This window comes from Streptomyces sp. BBFR51, from assembly GCF_044591655.1.
Taxonomy (GTDB): Bacteria; Actinomycetota; Actinomycetes; order Streptomycetales; family Streptomycetaceae; genus Streptomyces.
Genome location: NZ_CP172448.1, coordinates 7,008,763 through 7,031,397, shown reverse-complemented (window position 1 = coordinate 7,031,397; position 22,635 = coordinate 7,008,763). Strand labels below are relative to the sequence as shown.

At 73.2% G+C, this 22,635-nt stretch carries 17 protein-coding genes and 1 pseudogene; 5 read left to right on the top strand and 13 right to left on the bottom strand.

Annotated elements, in window-relative coordinates; genetic code table 11:
- Positions 1 to 22: 22 nt before the first annotated feature.
- Entirely contained in the window at positions 23 to 1,870 is a 1,848-nt protein-coding gene (locus ACGH7X_RS32040; protein ID WP_399891754.1) for a transketolase, read from the bottom strand.
- Entirely contained in the window at positions 1,867 to 3,816 is a 1,950-nt protein-coding gene (locus ACGH7X_RS32035) for an FAD-dependent oxidoreductase (protein WP_399891751.1), read from the bottom strand. Before ACGH7X_RS32035 ends, ACGH7X_RS32040 begins: the two co-directional genes overlap by 4 nt.
- 160 nt (positions 3,817 to 3,976) lie before the next feature.
- Here ACGH7X_RS32035 and ACGH7X_RS32030 point away from each other — a divergent pair, with 160 nt between their 5' ends.
- Positions 3,977 to 4,939, top strand: a complete 963-nt coding sequence (locus tag ACGH7X_RS32030; RefSeq protein WP_399891748.1) for an LLM class F420-dependent oxidoreductase — start codon at positions 3,977 to 3,979, stop codon at positions 4,937 to 4,939.
- 41 nt (positions 4,940 to 4,980) lie between these two features.
- Here ACGH7X_RS32030 and ACGH7X_RS32025 read toward each other — a convergent pair whose 3' ends face one another.
- Positions 4,981 to 5,511, bottom strand: a complete 531-nt coding sequence (locus ACGH7X_RS32025; protein ID WP_399891745.1) for a phage holin family protein — start codon at positions 5,509 to 5,511, stop codon at positions 4,981 to 4,983.
- An 80-nt stretch (positions 5,512 to 5,591) separates the two neighbouring features.
- Between ACGH7X_RS32025 and ACGH7X_RS32020 the strand changes: the two genes are divergently transcribed.
- On the top strand, positions 5,592 to 5,939 hold the full coding sequence (locus ACGH7X_RS32020) for a VOC family protein (RefSeq protein WP_399891742.1): 348 nt from the start codon (positions 5,592 to 5,594) through the stop codon (positions 5,937 to 5,939).
- A gap of 18 nt (positions 5,940 to 5,957) precedes the next feature.
- Here the strand turns inward: ACGH7X_RS32020 and ACGH7X_RS32015 are convergent, their stop codons facing one another.
- Positions 5,958 to 7,928 (bottom strand): DUF5107 domain-containing protein, encoded by a 1,971-nt coding sequence (locus ACGH7X_RS32015; protein WP_399891739.1) that lies wholly within the window; start codon positions 7,926 to 7,928, stop codon positions 5,958 to 5,960.
- A gap of 146 nt (positions 7,929 to 8,074) precedes the next feature.
- On the opposite strand from ACGH7X_RS32015, the gene ACGH7X_RS32010 reads away from it, so the two are divergent.
- Complete coding sequence (locus ACGH7X_RS32010; protein WP_399891736.1) at positions 8,075 to 8,422, top strand: DUF6204 family protein; 348 nt, start codon at positions 8,075 to 8,077, stop codon at positions 8,420 to 8,422.
- Here the strand turns inward: ACGH7X_RS32010 and ACGH7X_RS32005 are convergent.
- The 6 genes from ACGH7X_RS32005 to ACGH7X_RS31980 form a co-directional block, all read right to left on the bottom strand.
- Positions 8,394 to 9,011, bottom strand: a complete 618-nt coding sequence (locus tag ACGH7X_RS32005; protein ID WP_399891734.1) for a GNAT family N-acetyltransferase — start codon at positions 9,009 to 9,011, stop codon at positions 8,394 to 8,396. The genes ACGH7X_RS32010 and ACGH7X_RS32005 overlap by 29 nt on opposite strands.
- A 42-nt stretch (positions 9,012 to 9,053) precedes the next feature.
- Complete coding sequence (locus ACGH7X_RS32000; RefSeq protein WP_399897481.1) at positions 9,054 to 9,980, bottom strand: LD-carboxypeptidase; 927 nt, start codon at positions 9,978 to 9,980, stop codon at positions 9,054 to 9,056.
- A 5-nt stretch (positions 9,981 to 9,985) separates the two neighbouring features.
- The gene (locus tag ACGH7X_RS31995; protein ID WP_399891731.1) at positions 9,986 to 11,992 is read right to left on the bottom strand and encodes a prolyl oligopeptidase family serine peptidase; all 2,007 of its coding nucleotides are present in this window, start codon (positions 11,990 to 11,992) and stop codon (positions 9,986 to 9,988) included.
- A gap of 230 nt (positions 11,993 to 12,222) precedes the next feature.
- Entirely contained in the window at positions 12,223 to 13,545 is a 1,323-nt protein-coding gene (locus ACGH7X_RS31990; RefSeq protein ID WP_399891728.1) for a M20/M25/M40 family metallo-hydrolase, read from the bottom strand.
- Positions 13,538 to 14,371 carry a M55 family metallopeptidase gene (locus ACGH7X_RS31985; protein ID WP_399891725.1) on the bottom strand — a complete coding sequence of 278 codons (834 nt, stop codon included), beginning with the start codon at positions 14,369 to 14,371 and terminating at the stop codon, positions 13,538 to 13,540. The genes ACGH7X_RS31990 and ACGH7X_RS31985 overlap by 8 nt, the downstream gene beginning before the upstream one ends.
- Before the next feature lie 100 nt (positions 14,372 to 14,471).
- Entirely contained in the window at positions 14,472 to 15,197 is a 726-nt protein-coding gene (locus tag ACGH7X_RS31980) for a class I SAM-dependent methyltransferase (RefSeq protein WP_399891722.1), read from the bottom strand.
- 208 nt (positions 15,198 to 15,405) lie between these two features.
- On the opposite strand from ACGH7X_RS31980, the gene ACGH7X_RS31975 reads away from it, so the two are divergent.
- The gene (locus tag ACGH7X_RS31975; RefSeq protein ID WP_399891719.1) at positions 15,406 to 15,663 is read left to right on the top strand and encodes a hypothetical protein; all 258 of its coding nucleotides are present in this window, start codon (positions 15,406 to 15,408) and stop codon (positions 15,661 to 15,663) included.
- 28 nt (positions 15,664 to 15,691) lie between these two features.
- Here ACGH7X_RS31975 and ACGH7X_RS31970 read toward each other — a convergent pair.
- From ACGH7X_RS31970 to ACGH7X_RS31960, 3 genes and pseudogenes are all read right to left on the bottom strand, one after another.
- A pseudogene (locus ACGH7X_RS31970) lies at positions 15,692 to 18,188 on the bottom strand (SpoIIE family protein phosphatase).
- Between the two features lie 146 nt (positions 18,189 to 18,334).
- Positions 18,335 to 20,746 carry an MFS transporter gene (locus ACGH7X_RS31965; protein ID WP_399891716.1) on the bottom strand — a complete coding sequence of 804 codons (2,412 nt, stop codon included), beginning with the start codon at positions 20,744 to 20,746 and terminating at the stop codon, positions 18,335 to 18,337.
- Between the two features lie 150 nt (positions 20,747 to 20,896).
- Positions 20,897 to 21,340 (bottom strand): SRPBCC family protein, encoded by a 444-nt coding sequence (locus ACGH7X_RS31960; protein ID WP_399891714.1) that lies wholly within the window; start codon positions 21,338 to 21,340, stop codon positions 20,897 to 20,899.
- Positions 21,341 to 21,499: 159 nt separating this feature from the next.
- Between ACGH7X_RS31960 and ACGH7X_RS31955 the strand changes: the two genes are divergently transcribed.
- Positions 21,500 to 22,555: an Rv2578c family radical SAM protein gene (locus ACGH7X_RS31955; RefSeq protein WP_399891711.1), complete on the top strand. Its 1,056-nt coding sequence runs from the start codon at positions 21,500 to 21,502 to the stop codon at positions 22,553 to 22,555.
- Positions 22,556 to 22,635 lie beyond the last annotated feature (80 nt).

The following is a 22,635-nucleotide window of genomic DNA, read 5'->3' as shown; positions in this document are numbered from 1 at the left end:
CGTGCGCCGTCACCGCTCCCGCTCACGAAACGATCGCCTGCTCCACGAGCATCCGTACGGCCGCCTCGATGGACGCGGCGTCGATCCCCGCCGCGTGCAGTTCCTCCGCCGGGGTCGCGGAGCCGGGCATGGTCCCGACGGCCAGTCGCACCAGCCGGGGCACGGGCCGCCCGTCGCAGAACGCGTCCAGGACGGCGTCCCCGATGCCGCCCTCCTGGCGGTGGTCCTCGACGGTCACCAGAGCGCCGGTGTCCTCGGCGGCCTCGCGCAGCGTGGCCCGGTCGACGGGCTTGACCGAGTACAGGTCGATCACCCGGACCGGGATGCCGTCCCCGGCCAGGGCGTCGGCGGCGGCGAGCGCCTCGTGCAGGGTGACGCCGGCCGCGACGACGGTGAGGCGGTCGCGGTCGGAGGAGCGCAGCACCTTGCTGCCGCCGACGGGGAACTCCTCGTCGGGGCCGTAGATGACCTCGCTCTCGCCGCGCGAGGTGCGCAGGTAGCGGATGCCCTCCAGGCCGGCCATCTCGGCGACGAGGCGGGCGGTCTGGTTGGCGTCGCACGGGTACAGCACGGTCGAGCCGTGGATGGCCCGCATCATCGAGAGGTCCTCCAGGCCCATCTGGCTGGGCCCGTCCTGGCCGATGGCGACGCCCGCGTGGGAGCCGACGAGGTTGATGCCGGCGCCGCTGACGGCGGCCATGCGCACGAAGTCGTACGCGCGGGTCAGGAAGGCCGCGAACGTGGTCGCGAACGGCACCCAGCCGCGCGCCGCCATCCCGACCGCGCCGGCGACCATCTGCTGCTCGGCGATGTAGCACTCGAAGTAGCGCTCGGGGTGTTCCTTGGCGAAGAACTCGGCCCGCGTCGAGTCGCCGACCTCGCCGTCGAGGGCGACGACGTCGCCCCGGGCGGTGCCGAGCGCGGCGAGCGCCTCTCCGAAGGCGTTGCGGGTGGCGACCTCGTCGCCCTTGTCGTAGCGGGGCAGCTCGGTCTGTCCGGTCCCCGTCGAGTGCAGTGCCCGTGCGGACTGCGGCTCGTGCACCCGGACTCGCAGGTCGCGCGGGCCGCCGAGCTCGGCGACGGCCTCCTCCGCCTCCGGCAGCGGCTTGCCGTGCTGTCCCTCGCGGTCCTCCACGGCCTTCACGCCCTTGCCCTTGAGGGTGCGGGCGATGATCGCGGTGGGCTGGCCCTTGGTGGACTGGGCCTCGCCGTAGGCGCGGTCGATCGCGTCCACGTCGTGGCCGTCGATCTCGATCGTGTGCCAGTCGAAGGCGCGGAAGCGGCGCGCGTACGCGTCGAGGTCGTGGCCGTGCCGGGTGGGGCCGCGCTGGCCGAGCCGGTTGACGTCGACGATCACGGTGAGGTTGTCGAGGTGCTCGTACCCGGCGTGCTCGGCGGCCTCCCACACCGATCCCTCGGCCATCTCGCTGTCGCCGCACAGCACCCACACGCGGTAGTCGGTGTGCTCGAGCCGCTTGCCGGACAGCGCGATGCCGACGCCGACGGGCAGTCCCTGCCCGAGCGAACCGGTGGCCGTCTCGACCCACGGCAGCCGCTGCGGCGTGGGGTGCCCCTCCAGGCGGCTGCCCTGCTTGCGGAAGGTGAGCAGTTCCTCGTCGTCGATGGCGCCGGCCGCCTTGAAGGCGGAGTAGAGCAGCGGCGAGGCGTGCCCCTTGGACAGGACGAAGCGGTCGTTGCCCGGGTGGGCGGGGCGCTCGAAGTCGTAGCGGAGGTGGTTGGCCAGCAGTACGGCCATCAGGTCCGCGGCGGACATCGACGACGTCGGGTGCCCGGAGCCGGCGGCGGCGGACGCCCGTACGCTGTCGACGCGCAGTTGCTGTCCGAGGTCGACGAGTTCACCGGTGTTCATGAGTCTCCTTCCACGGCACGGCCGTCGGAACGCCTGACGGGGCCGGGGGCGATGTCGGGTCCGGGGGGCGGCTGGTTCGCCGGGGGTTCGGGGCCGGGACCGGGGGGCGCGCCCGCGGACCGGCTCGGTCCTGACGGGGCAGCGGGCCGTTTCCCACCGGCGGCCCGGGAGGGCTTGTCCGGCTTGCCGGGACCGCGGGCGGGGCGTGGTCCGGCGGCTTCGACGGCGCGGCGGGGCTTGCCGGAAGCACGGGGCGAGCCGGACTGGCTCCGCTTCGCGCTCGGCTGAGTTTTCGCGGGCTCCCCGCCCGGCTGGTTCCTGGCGGGCTCCCCGCCCGGCTGAGTTTTCGCGGGCTCCCCGCCCGGTTGATTCTTCGCGGGCTCCTCGCCCGGCTGGCTCTTGGCGAGCTCCCCACCAGGCCGATTCTTGGCGGGCTCCTCGCCCGGCCGCTTCTCGGCGGGTTGCCCGCCCGGCTGGTCCTTCGCGGGCTCCCCGCCCGGCTGAGTTTTCGCGGGCTCCCCACCAGGTTGATTCTTCGCGGGCTCGGGCTCAGGGCGGCCCGGCCCGCTCTTCGCCGACTCCCCGCGCGGCTGGCTGCCGGAGGGCCCGGAGTCCTGCCCGGTCCGCTCCGGCCGCTCCGGGCGCCCCGGCACGCGCGCGACCTCGGGCGACGACGACTCCAGCGGCACGGACCAGGACCGCACGAGGCCCAGCTGGACGGCCTGGCGGGGCAGCACCGCGTCGAGCAGCCAGTCCGCGGCGACCCGGACGCGGTTGCCCGGCATCGCCGCGAGGTGGTAGCCGCGGGTGACCGCGCCGGCCGCCGGGCCGGACATCGGCACACCCAGCGGATTGGCGGCCGCCTTCGCGCCGCCCAGGTCCACGACGAACCCCATGTCACGGTGGCGGTAGGCCCGCCGCTCGCCGACGCCGAGGGACGCGGCGACGTTGTGGGCGCAGACCTTGCCGTGCCGCCAGGCGTGCTGCGCGGTCATCGGCGTGTACTGGCCCGGTTGGTTCAGATCGGGCACCGCGGCGACGTCACCGCACGCGAACAGCTCGGGCCGGCCCGGCACCTGGAGGTGGGGGTCGACGAGCAGGCGGCCGCGTTCCATGGGCAGCCCCAGCGACTCCACCAGCGGGTCGGGCCGCACCCCGACGCACCACACCAGGGTGCGGGTGTCGACGGTCGAACCGTCGGTCAGCACGACCCCGTCGTGCGTGGCCTCCTTCACGGAGACCCCCATCCGCACGTCGACACCCCGCTGCCGCAGGACCCGCTCGGCGGTGCGGGAGAGCCGTTCGTCCATCTCGGGCATGACCCGGGGCGCCACGTCGAGCAGCATCCAGCGGTGCCGCATGCCGGTGCGCATCGGGTGCTTGCGGACCTGTGCGTCGGTGTACATCGCGCCGTGCGCGGCGACCTCGGTGCCGGTGTAGCCGGCGCCGACCACGACGAACGTGCAGCGCGCGGCGCACTCCGCCCGGTCGTCGGCCGCGGCGGCCAGCTCCACCTGCCGGGTCACGTGGTCGCGCAGATAGAGCGCCTCCGGCAGCCCGCGGAAGCCGTGGGCGTGCTCGGCGACGCCGGGGATGGGCAGCAGCTTGTTGACACTGCCCGCGGCGAGCACCAGCCGGTCGAAGGACAGGGTGCCTTCCTCGCCCTCCGGGCCGGTGTAGTGCACGGTGTGCCCGTCGAGGTCGATGCCGTCGGCCTCCCCGAGGACCAGCCTGACGTGCGGCAGCGAGCCCGACAGGGACACGCTGACCCGGCGCGGTTCCAAGATCCCGGCGGCGACCTGGGGCAGCAGGGGCAGGTAGAGGAAGTAGTCGGTCGGGTTGAGCAGGGTGATGTCGGCCTGGTGCCGGGTGAGCCGGGACAGGGTGCGGGCCGTCCGGTACCCGGCGAAGCCGGCACCGACGATCACGATGCGGGGTCGGCTCACGGTTCGCCTCCGGGCTGTCGCGTACCTCGTGGGCCTTCCGCGTCCCCTTGGCCGGGGCACCCAAACGTCCGCGAGGCAGCCGCGACGCCGTCGGTTTTCCGCCCTGCGCCCGGGTACTCGGCCCCGGTCCCAACCGCTCCCTGTCCGGAGGCACCCCCTCATGCCCGAGTACGGCTACTTCCTCTCGTGCGAGCAGTACGGTCCCGCGGAGCTCATCGAACAGGCCCGGATGGCCGAGCAGGCCGGGTTCCAGGCACTGTGGATCTCCGACCACTACCACCCCTGGAACGGCGAACAGGGACAGAGCCCGTTCGTGTGGTCGGTGATCGGCGCGCTGTCCGACGCGGTGTCCCTGCCCGTCGAGACGGCGGTGACCTGCCCGACGCTGCGTATCCACCCGGCGGTGGTGGCCCAGGCCGCGGCGACCAGCGCGGTGATGACCGACGGCCGCTTCCGGCTGGGCGTCGGCACCGGCGAGGCGCTGAACGAGCACATCTTCGGCGACGCCTGGCCCGCCGCGCACGTACGGCTGGAGATGCTGGAGGAGGCCATCCTCGTCATGCGCCGGCTGCTCACCGGGGAGGAGGTCAACCACCACGGCACCCACTACACGGTGGAGAACGCCCGCCTGTACACCGTCCCCGACGAGCCCGTCCCGATCGACATCTCGGGCTTCGGCCCGGCGGCGACCAAGCTGGCGGCGCGGGTGGGCGACGGCTACATCACGATGATGCCGGACACCTCGATGGTGGAGCAGTACCGCAAGGGCGGGGGCGGCGCGAAACTGGTCAGCGGCGGCACCAAGGTCTGCTACGACACCGACAAGGACGCGGCGGTGCGCACGGTGCACCGGCTGTGGGCCAATGAGCTGCTGCCGGGCGAGCTGGGCCAGGTCCTGCCCTCGCCCAAGCACTTCGAGCAGGCGCAGACCCTGGTCACCGAGGACATGGTCCGCGGCAACCGGGTGTGCGGCGACGACGTGGACGAGCACGTCGCGGAACTGAAGCAGTTCGCCGACGCCGGCTTCGACCGCGTCTACGTCAACCAGATCGGCCCGGACCTGCGCGGCTTCTTCGACCTCTACCGCACCAAGGTGCTGCCGCAGCTCCAGCAGGGCGCCTGACGCGGTCGGCCGATCCGGGTCGGCCGAGCCGGCCGGTCCGGTCAGCCGCGGCCGTTCGGCGTCTCGGGGTTGATGTCGTCCTGGCGCGGCGCCGCAGGTCCGGTGCCGCCCGGGGCCGGTGTGCCCGCGCCGGGGGCGCCGGTCGCGCCGCCCACGCCGCCGGGCGCGACGGGCGGCATCGGCGGGTACGGCACGCCGAGCCCACCCGGCGGCGCGGTGGGCGCGGTGCCGCCGAGGACGTGCTCGTGCCCGCTGCCGTGGGCTGCTCCGGGCCCAGAGGGGTGGGGCCGGGCGGCGCGGCGCAGCAGTTGGGCCGCGATGCCCAGGAGGGCGGCGGTGATCAGTGCGGCGGCCCAGGCCGGCAGGGCGAGGGCGAGGGCCAGGCCCACGGTGAGCGCGACTGCGGCGCCCGCGTACAGGGCGGTGGCGCCGGACGCGGCGTACAGCGTGGCCTTGCGGCGCTGCTTGCGGGTCTGCTCGCGCAGTTCGTCGCGCACGGTCTCGCGTGCCACCTGCGTCAGCTCGTCTACCAGGTGCCTGTCCAGATGTTCAAGGTGATCGATGCGGTCCATGGCGTGCGGGTACCCGGTGGGTGAACTTCCATGGCGGGACCGCGAGTCCGACCCGCTCGTCGCCAACTAGGCTCGTCGTCATGGACATTCTGGGAGCCACACTGCGCGTCTACGTCGACGACCTGGACAAGGCGATCCCCTTCTACGAAGGTCTGGCCGGCGGTCCGGCCATGCGTTTCGAACGCGGCGGCGTCGAAGTCGCCGCGGTCGGCTGCTTCCTGCTGATGAGCGGACCCGAGTCCCAGCTCGAGGTGTTGCGCAAGGTCACCGCGACGATCGCCGTGACGGACGTCGAGGAGACCCAGCGCGTCCTCACCTCGTTGGGCGCGGACGTCATCGCCGGCCCCGTCCCGACGCCCGCGGGGCGCAACCTGATCGCCCGGCATCCGGACGGGGCGATCTACGAGTACGTCGACCGGAGGGCGTAGCGGCGGGCCGGACGGGGCTCATCTCCCGTCCGGCCGCATCCGGAAGTCGTGCCGGGCCGGGAGCGGTTCGTCGCTCAGCCGCGCCCACAGCAGGCCGATGCTCTCGGCGCCCTCCCGGAGGTCGGCGACCTCGAAACCCTCGTCGAAAAGGGCCCGCGCCTGTTCGCGCCGGCCCTCGGCGGCCAGCAGTTCCCCCTCGGTCAGCCGGAACCGGCCGCGGGCCCGGGTCGTGGGGTCGAGCCGCTCCCACACGGCACGGGCGTCCGCCGTGCGCCGGACGCCGAGCAGCGCCTCGATCGCCTCCCGGCCGAGTGCGGCGGCGACGGCCGTCCACCGGGCGTCCCCGCCCGCCCCGTCCGCCCCGTCCGGCCGGCGTGCGCACAGGTCGTCGAAGGCCTCCGCGTACTGGTCGGCGGCCCGTTCGTGGTGACCGCCCTCCTGGTCGGCGACGGCGAGGCAGCGCAGCAACGGCCAGCGGTCGGCGGCGGTTTTGAGGCCGCGCTCCCAGCTGCGCACCGCCTGCGCGCGGTCGTCGCCGTGCCACTGGGCGATGCCGAGGTGGTACTCGGCGACCGGTGTGGCGGCCGTGGTCTCCAGCATGTCCCGCCAGGGCCGGGCGACGAGCGTCCCGCCGGGCGGCTCGTGGTGCTCCGGCTCGGGCAGTGACCCGGCGCGCAGCAGCCGCAGCCACGGCTGCTGCTCGTCCTGGAGGGTGTCCTCGTCGAAGGGTGTGCCGGGCAGCTTCCAGCCCGCGCGCAGCACTTCGAGCGCGCCCCAGCCCGACCCGGTGGCCAGGCGTTCGCCGGGCTCGGCGTCGGCGCATGTACGCCAGGCCTCGTACGCCGCGTCGACGTCCGCCCGCGGCAGGGCGGTCTCCAGCCGGTCCTCCGCCCCGCGCAGTACGGTGTGCCAGTCGCCGTCGGGCGAGGCGTCGAGCGGCCCGTACGCCTCCAGCCAGGACACCTCGCTCTCGGCCTCCAGCTTGACGTGTTCCAGCTGGGTGCGCACGAGGCCGGCCTGGATCTCGCAGTAGCCGCCGGTGCCGGGTTCGGTGAGCCACTCCTGCCAGCGGCGTCCGCCGGGCCCGGTGCCCCACACGAAGAGCTTGCGGCCCCGCAGTACGTCGGTCGAGGTCTGCACCAGCCCGTGCCCGTGCTCGTCGAGCGCGGCGATCCAGCGGCGCCGGACGTCCGGCACCTCGTAGAAGTAGTCGGCGGCGTAGGTGCTGTTGAGCGGGTAGGTCCGGTCCACTCCGTCGTACGCCGGGACGGGCACGCTGCGCAGGCGCCGTTCGTAGCCGAAGTGCCAGGCCTCGTCGGCGGGGGCGAGGACGCGGCGGTCCTCGGGCACGGCGATGTTGGACCACCAGTACGTGGGCACCGGGCGCTCGTGCGGGTTGCGGATCCGGGCGCCGACGTACAGGAAGTCGGAGCCCTCGGGCAGCCACAGGTCGACCTGGAAGGGGAGGTCGCGCAGCCGCTCCCACTCCCAAAGGCGCAGCATCCGACCGCCGTCGGGGGCGGGTACGGGGGCGGCGTGCACGGGTGAGCAGGAGAGGGTGGTGTGGCCGGTGGCGCCGATGTTCCACTCGATGCCGCCGGAGAACCAGGCCCCGTTGAGGGCGAAGTTGGCGGGCTGGAGTACCGGGTTGACGTAGAGGAGTTCACGGTCGGTCGGCTTGTGGTGGAGGGAGGCGATGCGGCCCCCGAGGGCCGGCAGGACGGTGGCCCGAAGCCGGTCGTTCTCGATGACGAGCGCCTCAAGACCGCGCGGTTCGCGGCCGCGGTCGTAGCCGTCCCGGACCGGTACGGGCAGCAGGCTGCGCAGCGGTTCGTAGCCGACCTGGCGGGCCATGTCGCGCGGCAGACCGGCCCGGTCCCGGTCGTCGATGCGGTGGGCCTCGTCCAGGGGGCGCAGCGGCGGCAGGGGGTTGTCCGCTCCCAGCCGCGCGGCGGGCAGGGTCAGTACCTCGCGTCGGATCGTCGTCACGGTTCCCCATGGAAGCCGCTCACCGGTGCGGTGAACAAGGGAGCCGCGTGTCTCGTTCGCGCGACGTCGGTCACGTTTAAATCCCTGGGCGACGGGTCGGCGGCCGCATAGAGTCGGGCGGTCGGCGCGCGTACGAAGGAGCGGCATTGAGTGAGCAGCACACCTACCGGGTGATCGTCCGGGGCACCTGGGAGGGTCTGACCGAGGACGCCCGTGCCCGGCTGCTCGCCGAGGCCGGCGACCACGGGATGGCGAGCATGCGATTCACGCAGGAGGGTTCGCTGTCCTACGAGCCCGCGCCGCTGAAGCACTTCTCGATGCGCTACGTGGTGGTGTCGGACGCGGCGGACGGCGAGGAGATGGCGGGCGCGATCGCCGAGGACCGGGCGGAGGGCACGCTGCGCGGACTCGGCTACGGCTTCCGCGACCTCAGGTCGACCGTGACGGACCTGGACACGATGAAGATCAACCGGAAGTCACGGTCTCGGCGGTGATCGCCCAGCGCTGGTGGTCGCGCCAGGCGCCGTCGATGTAGAGCATCCTCGGCGAGAAGCCCTCCAGGTGGAAACCGCAGGCGCGGGCGAGCGCGATCGAGGCGGCGTTGCCCGGCTGGACGTTGATCTCCAGCCGGTGCAGCCGCATCGGCCCGAACGCGTACCGCACCACGAGGCCCAGGCCCTCGCGCATCAGCCCGCGGCCCGCCGCGTGCGCGAAGGCGCCGTAGCCGAGCGCACCGCTGAGGAAGCCGCCCTCGACGATGTTGTTGATGTTCACGAACCCCGCGATGGAACCGTCCCGCGAGGCGCCGTCCGAACCGTCCCGCGAGGCGTCGCCCGAGGTGTCCTCCGCCGGCCCGTCCGCGGCCTTCTCGCACACCAGGAACCCGGCCTTGGTGCGGTCCTCGATCAGCCGGGAGGCGTAGGCCTCGTACGCGTGGGCGCTGTCCGGCGGGAAGAGCCAGGGGTGGTGCAGGTCCTTGCTCTGCCGGGCCCGGGCGGTGAACTCGGCGGCGTCCGCGTGGGTGAAGTGCCGGATGCCCACGCGCGGGCCCTCGGCGAGGTGGCGGGGCGGGGTGTGCGGCATGGGGCCAGCCTACGACGCCGGACAGGTCCGCGTGGGGCGCCGTCAGCCGAGTGCGGGCCTCTCCAGCGTCAGGGTGCCCGCGTCCGCGTCGAGTTCCGCTCGCACGCCGAACGGCATGGTCAGCGCCCCCTCGCAGTGCCCGAACCCGAAGTTCTCGACGACCGGCACGCCGAGGCCGCCGAGCCGGTCGGCCAGCATCGGCCGCAGCCGCTCGTAGGACTCGCACTCCTGCCAGGACCCGAGCAGTACGCCGCCGACCCCGTCGAGCCAGCCGGCGCGGAGCAACTGCGTGAGGTAGCGGTCGAGGCGGTACGTCTCCTCCCCCACGTCCTCCAGGCAGAGCAGTCCGCCGCGCGCGCCGGGGCGGGCGTGCGGTGCGCCCAGTTCGGCGGCGAGCAGGGCGAGGCAGCCGCCGAGGGTGACACCCCGCGCGCGGCCGGGGACCAGCGGCGTGCCGTCGGACGACGCGATCACGCGGACCGTCTCCGGGGCGAACAGGGTGGCTCTCAGGTGTTCCTGTGCCCGCGCGTTCTTGATGAAGTCGGCCCCCGCGGCCATCGGGCCGTGCAGGGTGACCAGGCCGAGGCGGGTGGCGAAGGCCTCGTGCAGCGCGGTGATGTCGCTGAAGCCGACGAACACCTTGGGCCCGGCCGCGCGCATCGCCTCCCAGTCGAGCAGGTCCGTCATGCGCTGGGCACCGTACCCGCCGCGGGCGCACAGCACCGCGTCCACGGCCGGGTCGCACCAGGCGGCCTGGAGGTCGGCGGCGCGGTCGGTGTCATCGCCCGCGAGGTAGTCGAAGGTGCCGTGACGGTCCAGGACGTGCGGCGCCACGACGGGGTCGAGGTCCCAGCCGCGCAGTACGTCGAGGCCGGCCTGGAGCCGCTCCTCGGGCACGGGCCCGCTGGGCGCGACGACGGCCACCCGGGCGCCGGGGGCGAGCCGGGCAGGCCGGGTGAGCTCTCCCACGCGGCTCACCGGGTCAGCTCCAGGACCGGGACGTCGGGTGGGGTCAGTCCGAAGACCTGCGCGTAGAGGGAGAGCTCCGCCTCGAGGGCGCGCACCATGGTCTCCGACCGGCGGAATCCGTGGCCCTCGCCCTCGAAGGTGAGGTAGGCGTGCGGCACGCCCCGGCCCGCCATGCGTTCGAGGAACCGCTCGCACTGCACGGGCGGGCAGATCACGTCGTCCAGTCCCTGGAGCAGCAGGAACGGCGCGGTGACACTGGCGGCGTGCTCGGCGGGTGAGCGCTCGGTGTACCGGCCGGGCACCTCGGCGTAGGGGCCGATCAGGCTCTCCAGGTACTGCGACTCGAAGTCGTGGGTCTCCCCCGTGCCCCAGCCGGTCAGGTCGAGGATCGGGTAGATGACCGTGCCGCAGGCGTAGACGTCGGTGGTGGCCAGTGATGCCGCCGAGGTCCAGCCGCCCGCGCTGCCGCCGCGCACGGCGAGCCGCTCCCGGTCGGCGGTGCCCTCCTCGGCGAGGGCGAGGGCGACGGCCGCGCAGTCCTCGACGTCGACGACGCCCCACTGCTCGCGCAGCCGGTTGCGGTACTCCCGGCCGTGCCCGCTGGAGCCGCCGTAGTTGACCTCGGCGACGCCGATGCCGCGGGAGGTGAAGTAGGCGATCTCCAGGTCGAGCACCAGCGGTGAGCGACTGGTGGGGCCGCCGTGCGCCCAGATCACGTACGGCGGGAGGGCGCCGTCCGGGGCGTGGCAGCCGGGGTTGTGCGGCGGGTAGAGGTGGGCGTGGATGTCACGCCCGTCCGGGCCCGCGAAGGTGCGGATCTCCGGCCGCGGGTAGTACGCCGGGTCCACGGCGTCCTCGTGCGGGGCGCCGATCACCCGGGCCCGGCCGGTGCGGGCATCCAGCTCGACGACCTCGTAGCCGCTGTACGGGCTCGCGCCGACGCCGGCGATCCTCCCCCACCCTCCGGGCGGGGGGACCCCCATCTCGCTTCGCTCGCCGTGCGCGGCGAGGGCGGGCGCGAACTCGGTCCAGGGGCCCGCCGCGTCGACGACCTCGCCGGTCTCGGGGTCGAGTATGCCGAGGACGGCGGCGCCCCTGCCGTGCAGGACGGCGATCAGGCCGCTGTCCAGGGGCGCGAACCAGCGTTGTCCGAGCTTCCACAGCGGCCCGCCGAACTCCTCCTCGCGGGCGCACAGCGGCTGTCCGTCGCGGTACAGGTTCCACCAGCCGGTGCGGTCGGAGGCGTACAGCAGGGTGCCGTCCGGGGCCCACTCGACCTGGGCGATCGACTCCTCGGGCCCGCCGGCGACGGTCCGGGCCTGCCTGAAGATGCCCTCGGGGTCGATCTCGGCGACGATCAGCTCGGTGCCGTCCCAGGGCATGCGGGGGTGGTCCCAGGCGAGCCAGGCCGCGCGCCGCCCGTCGGGCGAGAGGCGGGGGCCGGTGACGAAGCGGTGCCGTTCGCCGGTCAGTTCGCGCACGGCGTCCCGGTCGTCGGCCGCCGAGCCGTCCAGCGGCACCGCGACCGGGGCCCGGCGCAGGTCGGTGGGTCCCTCGCCGGTGAACTCCTCCAGGACGCACCACACCTCGCCGCGCTCGGGGCGCAGGTCCGGCTCGGCCCAGCGGAGCCCGCCACCCACCGGGGAGACGGGCGTCAGCGGACGCGGCTCGCCACCGCCCGGCTCGTAGGCGTACAGCCGCTGGTCGGCGAAGTTCACGAAGACCACCTGCGGCCCGCCGTCGGTCATGACCGCGGTCCAGGGCCGGCCGCCGTACTCGATGACGCGGCTGCGCACGTTCCACGGCGCGGGCAGCACCGGCTCCTCGGTGCCGTCGGGGTGCCGGCGCACCAGGGTGCGCCGCCCGCCCTCGGTGGGCCGGGGGGCGGTCCACCACACCTCTTCGCCGACGAAGCCCACGTCCTCGGGCCGCCCGTCGTGCGCGGCGGCGAGGGCCGCGTCGATGGGCGAGGGCCACGATCCGTACGCAAGAGTCCGCACTGACTCCGCCACTTGTCCTCCAACTCCTTGTCTACTGCTGCGCGCCGGCCGGGGTCCTAGGGGGTGTCGTTTGGATCATGCCGGGGTCGCGGGGCCTGGCACGCACATCTGCGGCGTTGTCGTCGGTTGCCAACGCTCCGCGTTGTCGCCCTCCTCCGCCTTGCAGCTGCACGCACCAGGCCCCGCTCGGGTCGGCAACAACGCAACGTTGGCTGGAGCCGGCCCGATCCAAACGACACCCCCTAGGCCGTGCGCAGGAAACGGTCCAGGACGCGGACACCGAAGTGCAGCGCCTCGACGGGGACCCGTTCGTCCACGCCGTGGAAGAGGGCCTGGTAGTCGAAGTCCGCGGGCAGCTTCAGCGGCGCGAAGCCGTAGCCGGTGATGCCGAGCCTCGAGAACTGCTTGGCGTCGGTGCCGCCGGACATGCAGTACGGCACCACGTGCCCCTCCGGGGCGAACTCCTCGACGGCGGCGCGCATCCGGGCGTAGGTGGGCGAGTCCACCGGCGCCTGGAGGGCGACCTCGCGGTGGGCGAACTCCCAGTCCGCATCCGGCCCGGTGAGCCGGTCGAGGGTGTCGCGGAACTCGTCCTCGCCGCCGGGCAGGAACCGCCCGTCGACGTGGGCGACGGCCTCCCCCGGGATGACGTTGACCTTGTACCCGGCGTCGAGCATGGTCGGGTTGCTGCTGTTGCGGACGGTGGCCTCGACGAGCTTGGCCGCGGGACCGAGCTTGTCCAGCAGCACGTCGACGTCGCTCAGGTCGGTCTCGATGCCGTAGACGGCGGCGATCTCGGTCAGTGCGGCGCGCACGGTCGGGGTCAGACGCAGCGGCCACTCGTGGGTGCCGATGCGGGTGACCGCGGCGGCGAGCCGGGTGACGGCGTTCTCCCGGTTCACCTTCGAGCCGTGTCCGGCCCGCCCGTGGGCGGTGAGCTTGAGCCAGCCGGTACCGCGCTCGCCCGCGGCGATGGGATAGAACTGCCGACCTGCTCCGTCGTGGAAGGTGAACGCGCCGGACTCGCTCACGCCCTCGGTGCAGCCCTCGAACAGCGCGGCGTGCCGGTCGGCGAGGAACCCGGACCCGTCCTCGGCGCTGGCCTCCTCGTCCGCGGTGAAGGCGATCACGATGTCACGCCGGGGCCGCACCCCGTTGCGGGCCCAGTCGCGCACGACGGCGAGGATCATCGCGTCCATGTTCTTCATGTCGACGGCGCCGCGCCCCCAGACGACTCCGTCGCGGATCTCGCCGGAGAACGGGTGCACGCTCCAGTCGTCGGCCTCGGCGGGCACCACGTCCAGGTGACCGTGCACCAGCAGCGCGTCGGCCGACGGGTCGGTGCCCTCGATGCGGGCCACGACGTTGGTGCGGCCCTTGGTCCGCTCCAGCAGGGTGGGCTCGATCCCCGCCTCGGCGAGCCGCGCGGCGGCGTACTCGGCGGCCGGCCGCTCCTGGCAGTCGCCGCCGCCCCGGTTCGTGGTGTCGATCCGGATCAGCTCGGAGGTGAACCGGACGACCTCGTCCAGCGCCTGCGCGTCGGACGCCGTGTGCTGCTCAGCCATACTGCTCCTCCACCGCCGCCGAGACGATCGTGGTGACCGCCTTGAACGTCCGGATCGCCTCGAACATGGTCTCGTGGGTGTATGCCACCTTCCGCTCCCCGACCTGCGCCACGCCGGGCACCACGGTCGAGGCCGCCGCCAGGTGCTCGGCGTCGAACTCCAGGGCGAGGGTGAACGGCCCGCCGCTCACCGGCTCGTGCCGCACCGCGAGGGCCGCCGCCTCCTTGGCCGCCGCCCGGATGTCGGAGGCGGTCCTGGCCGGCGTACGGCAGACGGCCGCGTACCGCGAGACGTGGTCCTTGACCGCGACCTTCAGCGCCTCGGGCGCGTACCCGAGCGCGTCCTCGCACGCCACGTCGTCCCCGGTGACCAGCACCACCGGCACCCCGTACTCGGCGACCACGTGCGCGTTGAGCAGACCCTCACTGGCCCGTACGTCGTTCAGCCACACGCCGGTGAGCTGGTTGGCGAGGTAGGTGTGCGCGAGGACGCCCTCCATGCCGGCGCCCGCGTGATACCCGATGAACGCGATGCCGTCCACGTCCCCGTGCTGGACGCCCTCGACCATGGACAGCGCCTTGTGCCGCCCGGTGAGCATCTGCGTCCGCTCGTCGAGCCGCTCCAGGAGCAGGTTGCGCATGCTCCAGTGCGCCTCGTTGACCAGCACCTCGTCGGCACCGCCGTCGTAAAAGCCCAGCACGGCCGCGTTCACGTCGGAGGTGAACATCGACCGGCAGCGCTCCCACTGCGGCGTCCCCGGCAGCACGTCGGCCGGCCAGGTGACACCGGTGGCGCCTTCCATGTCGGCACTGATGAGGATCTTCATGTGGCGTCACGTTACGCGGTCCCGCCGAGCCTCAGCCAGGCCTGTGGATAACTCTCACCGGTCCAGACCAATAACAGGTCAGCCCTGGTCAGGCGCCACGTCACGCACCACGTCCCGCCACCACCCAGGTCGACGGCAGCTCGATGCGGGTGCCGTCCGTCGTGTACTCCGTGGTGATCAGCGGGAGTTCGCCGCTCGCCAGGACCGTGAGTCCGGCCGCGCGCAGGTACTCCGGTACCGCCTCGTCGGGGACCGCGCCGGGGGTCAGACCGTGGCGGAGGACGGGGGCGAGTTTGGCGGGTGGGCCGTCGGGGCCCTGGGCGATGCCCATCAGGACGGTCTTGGCCGCCTGGGAGGGCTCGACCAGGAAGGCGCGGCCGCGTTCGCCGAGGAGAGCTGCGAGTGCGTCGGCCAGTGGCTGCCGGTCGTCGGGCTCGCACTGGTGCAGGACGCCCCGCACATAGACGTTGGCGTCGCCCAGCTCGGCGTGCAGTGTCTCCGCCTCGGACTTGTCGGCCGCGTCCAGTTGCCGGTACGCGGCCAGCCCGGCCGGGTCGGCGTGGCGGGCGTGGTCGAGGGCGGCGGCGGAGAGGTCGGCGCCGACGACGTGCGGGAAGCGTTCGGCGAAGTAGCGGGTCTGGGTGCCGTTGCCGCAGCCGAGGTCGATCAGGGGCAGGCCGGGGTCGGTCAGGTGCGGTTCGAAGTGGGCGAGGTGTCGCCCGGCGGTGAGCATCGGCTCCGCGTCCCAGAACACCGCCCCCTGATCCTCGGGGGCCTCGTTCCAGAAGCTCTCCCAGGCGTCCCGGTACCGACTCGTCACGCTCATGCCCGTCTCCCCAGGTGCGACGACGTACGGCCCGTCGACGACGACGGGTCCGTACGGTGTATCGCGCCCCGCGCACGGCCACAAGCGCCCGGCGCATTCCTTCACCGGTCGTTCGCGCCGGAGCGGATTCGGACGGCTGCGGGTCCGGTACATTGCGCCGGTCGGCCGGTACGGGGCGACGAGTGCGGCGACGGGGGCGGGGGAACACGTGGGTGTCGGAAGATACCGGGACATCGAGGTCGCAGACATGCCGCCGGCGGTCGCCGCCGTCCTGGGCGTGCTCCTTCTGGCGCTGTTCTGCGGCCTCATCTGGTACCTGACCAGGCTTGACCATACGAAGCTCAGGGACCCCCGTGCTCGTGCGCGGGCCGAGCGGCGCAAGAAGAGCCGACGTCGGCAGCACGAACTGCGCGCCCGGCGCGAGTCCCTGCAACGCAAGGCGGCACGACGACGCGACAACGCCTAGCCACGCCTGACACGCCTGGCGTGCCGGGCTAGCGGTGCCGGGCGGGCAGCCTCAGTTCGAACCAGACGGTTTTGCCCGCGTTGGTGCGGCTCGCGCCCCATTCGCGGGCGAGGGTGCTGACGACGCGCAGGCCTCGGCCGGTCTCGTCGTCGGGGCCCGCGCTCTTGAGCGTGGGCAGTTCGTGGTCGTCGTCGTCCACCTCGCACAGCAGCGTGTCGGCGCGCACGAGGCGCAGTTCGACGGGCCGGGCGTGGGAGTGGCGTAGGGCGTTGGTGACGAGTTCGCTGACCATCAGCTCCGCGGCGTCGGCGAGCTTCGGCAGGCCCCAGTCGTGGAGTTGCTCGCGGACGGCCGCACGGGCGCGTCCCACCTCGGCCGGGTCGCGGGCGAGGCGCCATTCGGCGACGGCGTCGGGCTCGATGCCGGTGAGCCGCGCCATCAGCAGGGCGACGTCGTCCTTGCGGCCGCCGCGGGTGCCCAGGGCGCGGATGATGGTGTCGCAGGCGTCGTCCATGGACGCGGCCGGGTGCGCGGCGGACTCGCAGAGGGTGGCGAGGCCGACGCCGATGTCCTCGCCACGCACCTCCACCAGGCCGTCGGTGCACATCACCAGCCGGTCGCCGGGCGCCACCGGCACGCGTACCGACTCGAAGGGCACCCCGCCGACGCCGATCGGCGCCCCCGTCGGCAGCTCGATCAGCTCGCTGACGCCGTCCTCGGCACGGACCAGGACGGGCGGGATGTGCCCGGCGTTGGCGAGGTGCAGTTCACCGGCGATGGGGTCGTACACGGCGTACAGGCAGGTCGCGAGGTGGGTGTCGCCGAGCCGCTGGGCGAGGTCGTCGAGGTTGCGCAGGAGCTGGGCCGGGGGGCAGGTCGAGGCCGGCCATGGTCTGTACGGCGGTGCGCAGCTGGCCCATCATCGCGGCGGAGTTCAGGCCGTGGCCCATGACGTCGCCGACGACGAGGGCGGTGCGGGCGCCGGGCAGCTTCACCGAGTCGAACCAGTCGCCGCCGACCCGGCCGAGGAGGGTGCCCGGCAGGTAGCGGGTGGCGATGTCGCAGCCGGCCATGCGCGCGGGGATGTGCGGCAGCATGCTGTCCTGGAGCGTCTCGGCGACGTTCTCCTGGTGGGTGTACATGCGCGCGTTGTCGAGTACCAGGCCCGCGCGGGCGGCGAGTTCGGCGCCGGTGACGCGGTCCATGTCGTTGAAGACGGGCCGCTCGGGGTGGCGGAGCAGGACCATGAAGCCGAGGACGACATGGCGTGCCTTCAGGGGCACCAGCAGCATCGAGCGACCCGTGATGAGCGGCCGGATGTCCCGCTTCTCGAACTGCGAGGCGATGGCGTGGCCCATCTCCTCGGTGATGCGGGGCACGAGGACCGGCTCGCCGCTGGTCATGCACTGGAAGAAGGGGGTGTGCGCCGGGAACGGCATGGCCTCGCCGACCGGTACGACGTCGTCCCAGCGGCCGGGTTCGTCGGTGTGCTCCAGGGCGACCCGGTGCCACATCGTCGTCGTGTCGGGCACCCCGTCGGGGAAGCCCTCGCCGGCCACGACCTGTTCGCGCAGATAGGTGCCGGCGACGTCGGTGAAGCGGGGCACGACGGCCCGGCTCACCTCGACGATGGTCCGCGAGAGGTCGAGCGAGGTGCCGATCGCGCCGCTCACCTCGTTGAGGAACTCCAGGCGTTCGCGGACGGCGGTGTACTCCAGGTCCTCGGCCTCGTCCCGCAGGTCGTCCGGCACCGGCTCACCGGCCGCCAGTGCCAGCGCCGCCCGCTCACGGCGCGCCCTGCGTTCGGCACGCCGGGGCACGCCCCAGTCGGGGGTGACGGGCACCCGGTCGTTCTGGCTGAACTCCAGGACGGGGTAGCCCAGTTCGAGGACCTGCGAGACGATGCGGGCGCTCTCGCCGACACTCATGCTGGGCAGGATCTCGGGGAGGCGGCGGGCGAGTTCCTCGGCACCGGCGAAGTCGGTGTGCAGCGCGAAGCCCGGCGCGATCCGCTCGACGGTGGCCGCCGCGGGACCCGAGTCGGAGTCGGCGTAGTCCCGCCGCAGCCCTTCCGCGTCGGCGGCCAGCACGAGCAGCCGCTCCCGGCCGGGTCCCACCAGCGGGTACGCCCACCACAGCACGTCGACGCGGTCGTCGGCCGGCACGGTCAGCCGGGCGCGGCCCGCCGCCGGGTAGGACAGGTGCCCGTCGAGGGAGGACTCCAGGCCGGGCCCGAGGCCGTCGTAGGGAGCGTACGAGGCGTACCCGGCGATGTGCTCGGTCTGCTCCCCGTCCTCGGGGAGCACGCCCGAGACGGGCAGCAGGTCGGGGGCGGGCCGACCGATCGCCTCCTCCTTGGGGAGGGCGAACAGCCGTCGTGCGCCCCGGCTCCAGTGGGAGACCAGTCCGTCCCGGTCCACCACGACCACGGCCAGCGGGACGCGCCCCGCCACGGGGTCGGCCGGCACGGCGCCGGGTCCGGCTCGGTGGCCGGGAGGTGTGTCCCGCTCGGTGCCATGGTCCATGGCGTCAGGCCCTCTCTGCCCACGGCTCCGCAAGATCTGTGTCGCCGTCACCACCGTACGGTGGCGTCCGGCGACCATGTGCGGCAACGGGGGAATTGGTGGCACGCGGACCCACCGGCGCGCGCCCGCGCGCCGGTGAACCGGTCTCAGTCCTCGTGGCCGAGCTGGAGGTCGCGTTCCGTGCGGCCGCCGCCCGCCACCTGGAGCACGGTCGCGACGGGCGGGTATCCGGCCGCGATGACGGTGTACTCGCCGGACGACAGGTCGACGAACCGGAAGGTGCCGTCGGGCCCGGTGGTGAGGGTGTCCACCACGTTGCCCGCCGCGTCGAGCAGGGTCACGCGGGCGTCCTCCACGACCCGGCCGCCACCGGCCCGCACGGTGCCGCGCAGCACGGCGCCACCGGCCAGTTCGACGTCCTGGCGGGTCTCCCGCGCGGCCTGGACGCTGACGGGCAGCGCGGCCGGACGGAAGGCGGGGGCGCTGGCGGCGAGGGTGTACTCGCCGGCCACCAGCTCCGTGATCACGTAGCCGCCCTCGCGGCCGCTGCGGGTGGTGGAGACGACCTCGCCGTGGACGTTGGTGAGGGTGACCGTCGCGTCGCGCACGGGGCTGCCGTCGGCGGTCAGCACGCTGCCGGCCAGGCGCCCGGCGCCGCCGAGGACCACGTCCAGTTCCACCGGGCGTTCGCCGACGGTCACGGAGACCGCCTGCGGCTGGTGGCCGCCGGCCGCGGCGATCAGGACGTACGCCCCGGAGCCGGGCGTGGCGAGCGCGTACCGTCCGTCGTCGCCGCTGGCGCCCCGGCCGATCTGCTGTCCGCCGACGTCGATGAGGGTGAGCGCCGCGCGGGGCACGACGGTGCCGTCGGGGTGCTGCACCGTGCCGCAGACCGGGATGCCGGCGGCGTACGGCGATCGGGCCTGCGGGACCTGGGCGGTGGGGTGCGCGGTCTCCGGCTCGGTGACGGGGGCGTTGTGGGACACCAGTGGTTTCTCCTTGAGGAAGAGGGCGATGAGGAGCCCGAGGACGAGCACCGGCACCAGGTAGAGGAAGATCCGCGGCATGGCGTCGGCGTACGCCCCGATGTAGGCGTCGCGCAGCGCCGGGGGCAGGGAGTGGACGAGCTGTGGGGTGATGGCCTCGGCGTCGGGGAGCCCGGCGCCCGCGTCGGCGGGGATCCGGTCGGCGAGGGCGTCGGTGAGCCGGCCCGCGAAGAGGGTGCCGAAGATCGCCGCGCCGACGCTGCCGCCGATCTGCCGGAAGTAGTTGTTGGCGCTGGTGGCGGTGCCCAGGTCGGCGGGGCGCACGGAGTTCTGCACGGCGAGGACCAGGACCGGCATCACCATGCCGATGCCGGCGCCGAGGACGGCCATCCAGATGCTGTAGTGCAGCCGGGGGGTGTCGGTGTCGAGGCGGGAGAGCAGCCACATGCCGACGACGGACAGCGCGCTGCCGAGGATCGGGTGGACGCGGTAGTGCCCGGTGCGGCTGATGAGCTGCCCGGAGATGATCGAGGCGCCGACGATGCCGCCCATCATCGGCAGCATGAGCAGGCCGGACTCGGTGGCACTGGCGCCGTCGACCATCTGCAGGAAGGTCGGCAGGTAGCTGGCGGCGCCGAAGAGGGCGACACCGATGACGAGGCCGACCAGGGCGGTGACGTTGAAGACGGAGTCGCGGAACAGCCGCAGCGGGATCAGCGGTTCGGGCGCGAAGCGCTCGGCGACCAGGAAGAGGAGGGTGGCCCCGACCGCTCCGGCGGCCAGAGCGAGGATCGTCCTCGATCCCCACTCGTACTCGGTGCCGCCCCAGCTGGTGAGCAGCACCAGGCAGGTGGAGGCGGCGGCGAGCAGCAGGGCGCCGAGGATGTCCAGGCGCGGCTTGACCCGCGGCTTGGGCAGTTTGAGGACGACGGCGACGACGGCCATGGTGAGCAGGCCGAAGGGCACGTTGATGTAGAAGCACCAGCGCCAGGAGAGATGGTCGGTGAAGTAGCCGCCCAGGAGCGGGCCCGCGACCGAGGCGAGTCCGAAGGCGGCGCCGATCAGGCCCATGAAGCGGCCGCGTTCGCGGGGCGGCACGATGTCCGCGATGATCGCCTGCACGCCGATCATGAGGCCGCCCGCGCCGACGCCCTGCACCGCGCGGAAGGCGATCAGCTGGTCCATGGTCTGCGCGCGTCCGGCGAGCGCGGAGCCGACGACGAAGACCAGGATCGCGAACTGGAAGACGCCCTTGCGGCCGAAGAGGTCGCCGAGCTTGCCGTAGATCGGCAGGCCGACGGTGGAGGTGAGCAGGTAGGCGGTGATCGCCCAGGACATCTTGTCCAGGCCGTGCAGCTCGCCGACGATCTTCGGCAGCGCGGTGGCGACGATCATCTGCTCGAGGGCCGCGAGCAGCAGCGCCAGCATGAGTCCGACGAAGACCAGCCGCACCCGGCGCGGGCTCAGCCCGGCGTCCGGCTCCGGTTCGGGAGCGGGTGGCTCAGGTGGCACCTGGGGTGCGGCGACCGGTTCGTCCTGCACCGGATCCTGCACCAGAGTGATCCCGCCCATGTACCGCTCCCCTCGTCACACCTGCTCACATTTGCCGCCTGAGGCGACAACTGCGAACAAGTGCGACGAGTTACGGAAGTGGGGCGGGTTCGAGTGGAGATCACTCGAACCGGTGAGGCGGCCAACGGCCGCCCCTTGCCTGCCCTTTGGCTACTTCTCGACCTCGGTGGCGAGCTTGGCGAGCATGGCGTCGTAGATCCGGGCGAGCCCCTTGGGTGCGAAGGTCTTCTCGAAGAAGCCGCCGACGCCGCCGGCGCCCTGCCAGGTGGTGGTGACGACGACCCGGGACTTGCCCTCGCCCGCCGGGGTGACCCGCCAGGTGGTGACCATGGAGGAGTTGCGGTCCTTCTCGACCAGCTCGCCGTCGGTCGGCTCGGTGACCTCCAGCAGGCAGTCGCGGACGCGCTTGCTGGTGGCCTGGAGCTTCCAGTGCACGAGGGTGCCCTCGCCGTCGCCGCCCTCGCGGACCTCGTACTCGCTGAAGTGCTCGGGCAGCAGCTTCTCGCGGGTGCCGCTGTAGTCGGCGAGGGTGTCGAACACCTTCTCCGCGTCGGCTGCGACGATCCGTTCCGTCTCCGCCTCGACCTGCGCCATCGGGTTCCTCCAGGGCCTGGTTCTCGGGGTCGGGGCAAGCCAACCACCCCACCGCCCGGCCACCAAATCGGGGGGCGTGAAGCGGCCCCGCACGACTCACCCGCACGATCAAGGGAACAAGTGTTCTATTGTGGCGGCAGTGCTACCGAGGAGGCCTCAATGCGCTGGGAGAACCTCACGGACTCCGACCACGCCCGGGCGGCGGACACCGCGCTGTTCGGCGCGGACGCCGTCACCACCCGCACCTTCGACACGCCCGAGTTCCGCGGCATCACCTTCCACGAGGTGCGGGCCCGCTCGATCCTCAACCGGGTGCCGGGCGCCTCCCGCATGCCGTTCGAGTGGACGGTGAACCCCTATCGGGGCTGCACGCACGCGTGCGTGTACTGCTTCGCGAGGAAGACGCACAGCTACCTGGACCTCGACACGGGACTCGGCTTCGACTCCCAGATCGTCGTCAAGGTCAACGCGCCCGAACTGCTGCGCCGCCAGCTGGCCTCCCGCCGCTGGCAGGGCGAGCACGTGGCGATGGGCACCAACGTCGACTGCTACCAGCGCGCCGAGGGCCGCTACCGGCTGATGCCGGGCATCATCGAGGCCCTCACCGAGCGCGCGAACCCCTTCTCGATCCTGACCAAGGGCACGCTGATCCTGCGCGACCTGGACCTGCTGACGCGGGCGGCCCGGGTGACGGACGTGGGCATCTCGGTGTCCGTCGGCTTCACCGACGAGCAGCTCTGGCGCACCGTGGAGCCGGGCACCCCGGCACCGGAACGCCGACTGGAGGTCGTACGGGCCCTCGGCGAGCGCGGCATCGGCTGCGGCGTGCTGATGGCGCCGGTGATCCCCTTCCTCGGCGACGAACCGGCCCAACTGCGGGCGACCGTACGGGCGATCGCCGCCGCCGGCGCCACGTCGGTGACGCCCCTGGTGCTGCATCTGCGGCCGGGCGCCCGGGAGTGGTTCATGGCCTGGCTCGGACAGCACCACCCGCACCTGGTGCGCCGCTACGAGCGGCTGTACGCGGAGGGCGCCTACGCCCCGAAGTGGTACCAGCGCCGGATCACCCGCCAGGTGCACGACCTGGCCCGCGAGTACGGCATCGGGCCCACGCGCGCGGGGATGCCGAGGCGGATCGCGGAGCCGGCTCCGGAACCGACCCCTGAGGCGACCCCGCCCGCGACGAGCGAACCGATTCAGCTCTCGCTGATGTAGCTGACACGGCTGACATAGCCGACACAGCCGATATAGCTGATACAAGAGCATTAGAGGGCTTCTTGCGCCCCAATTGGGTC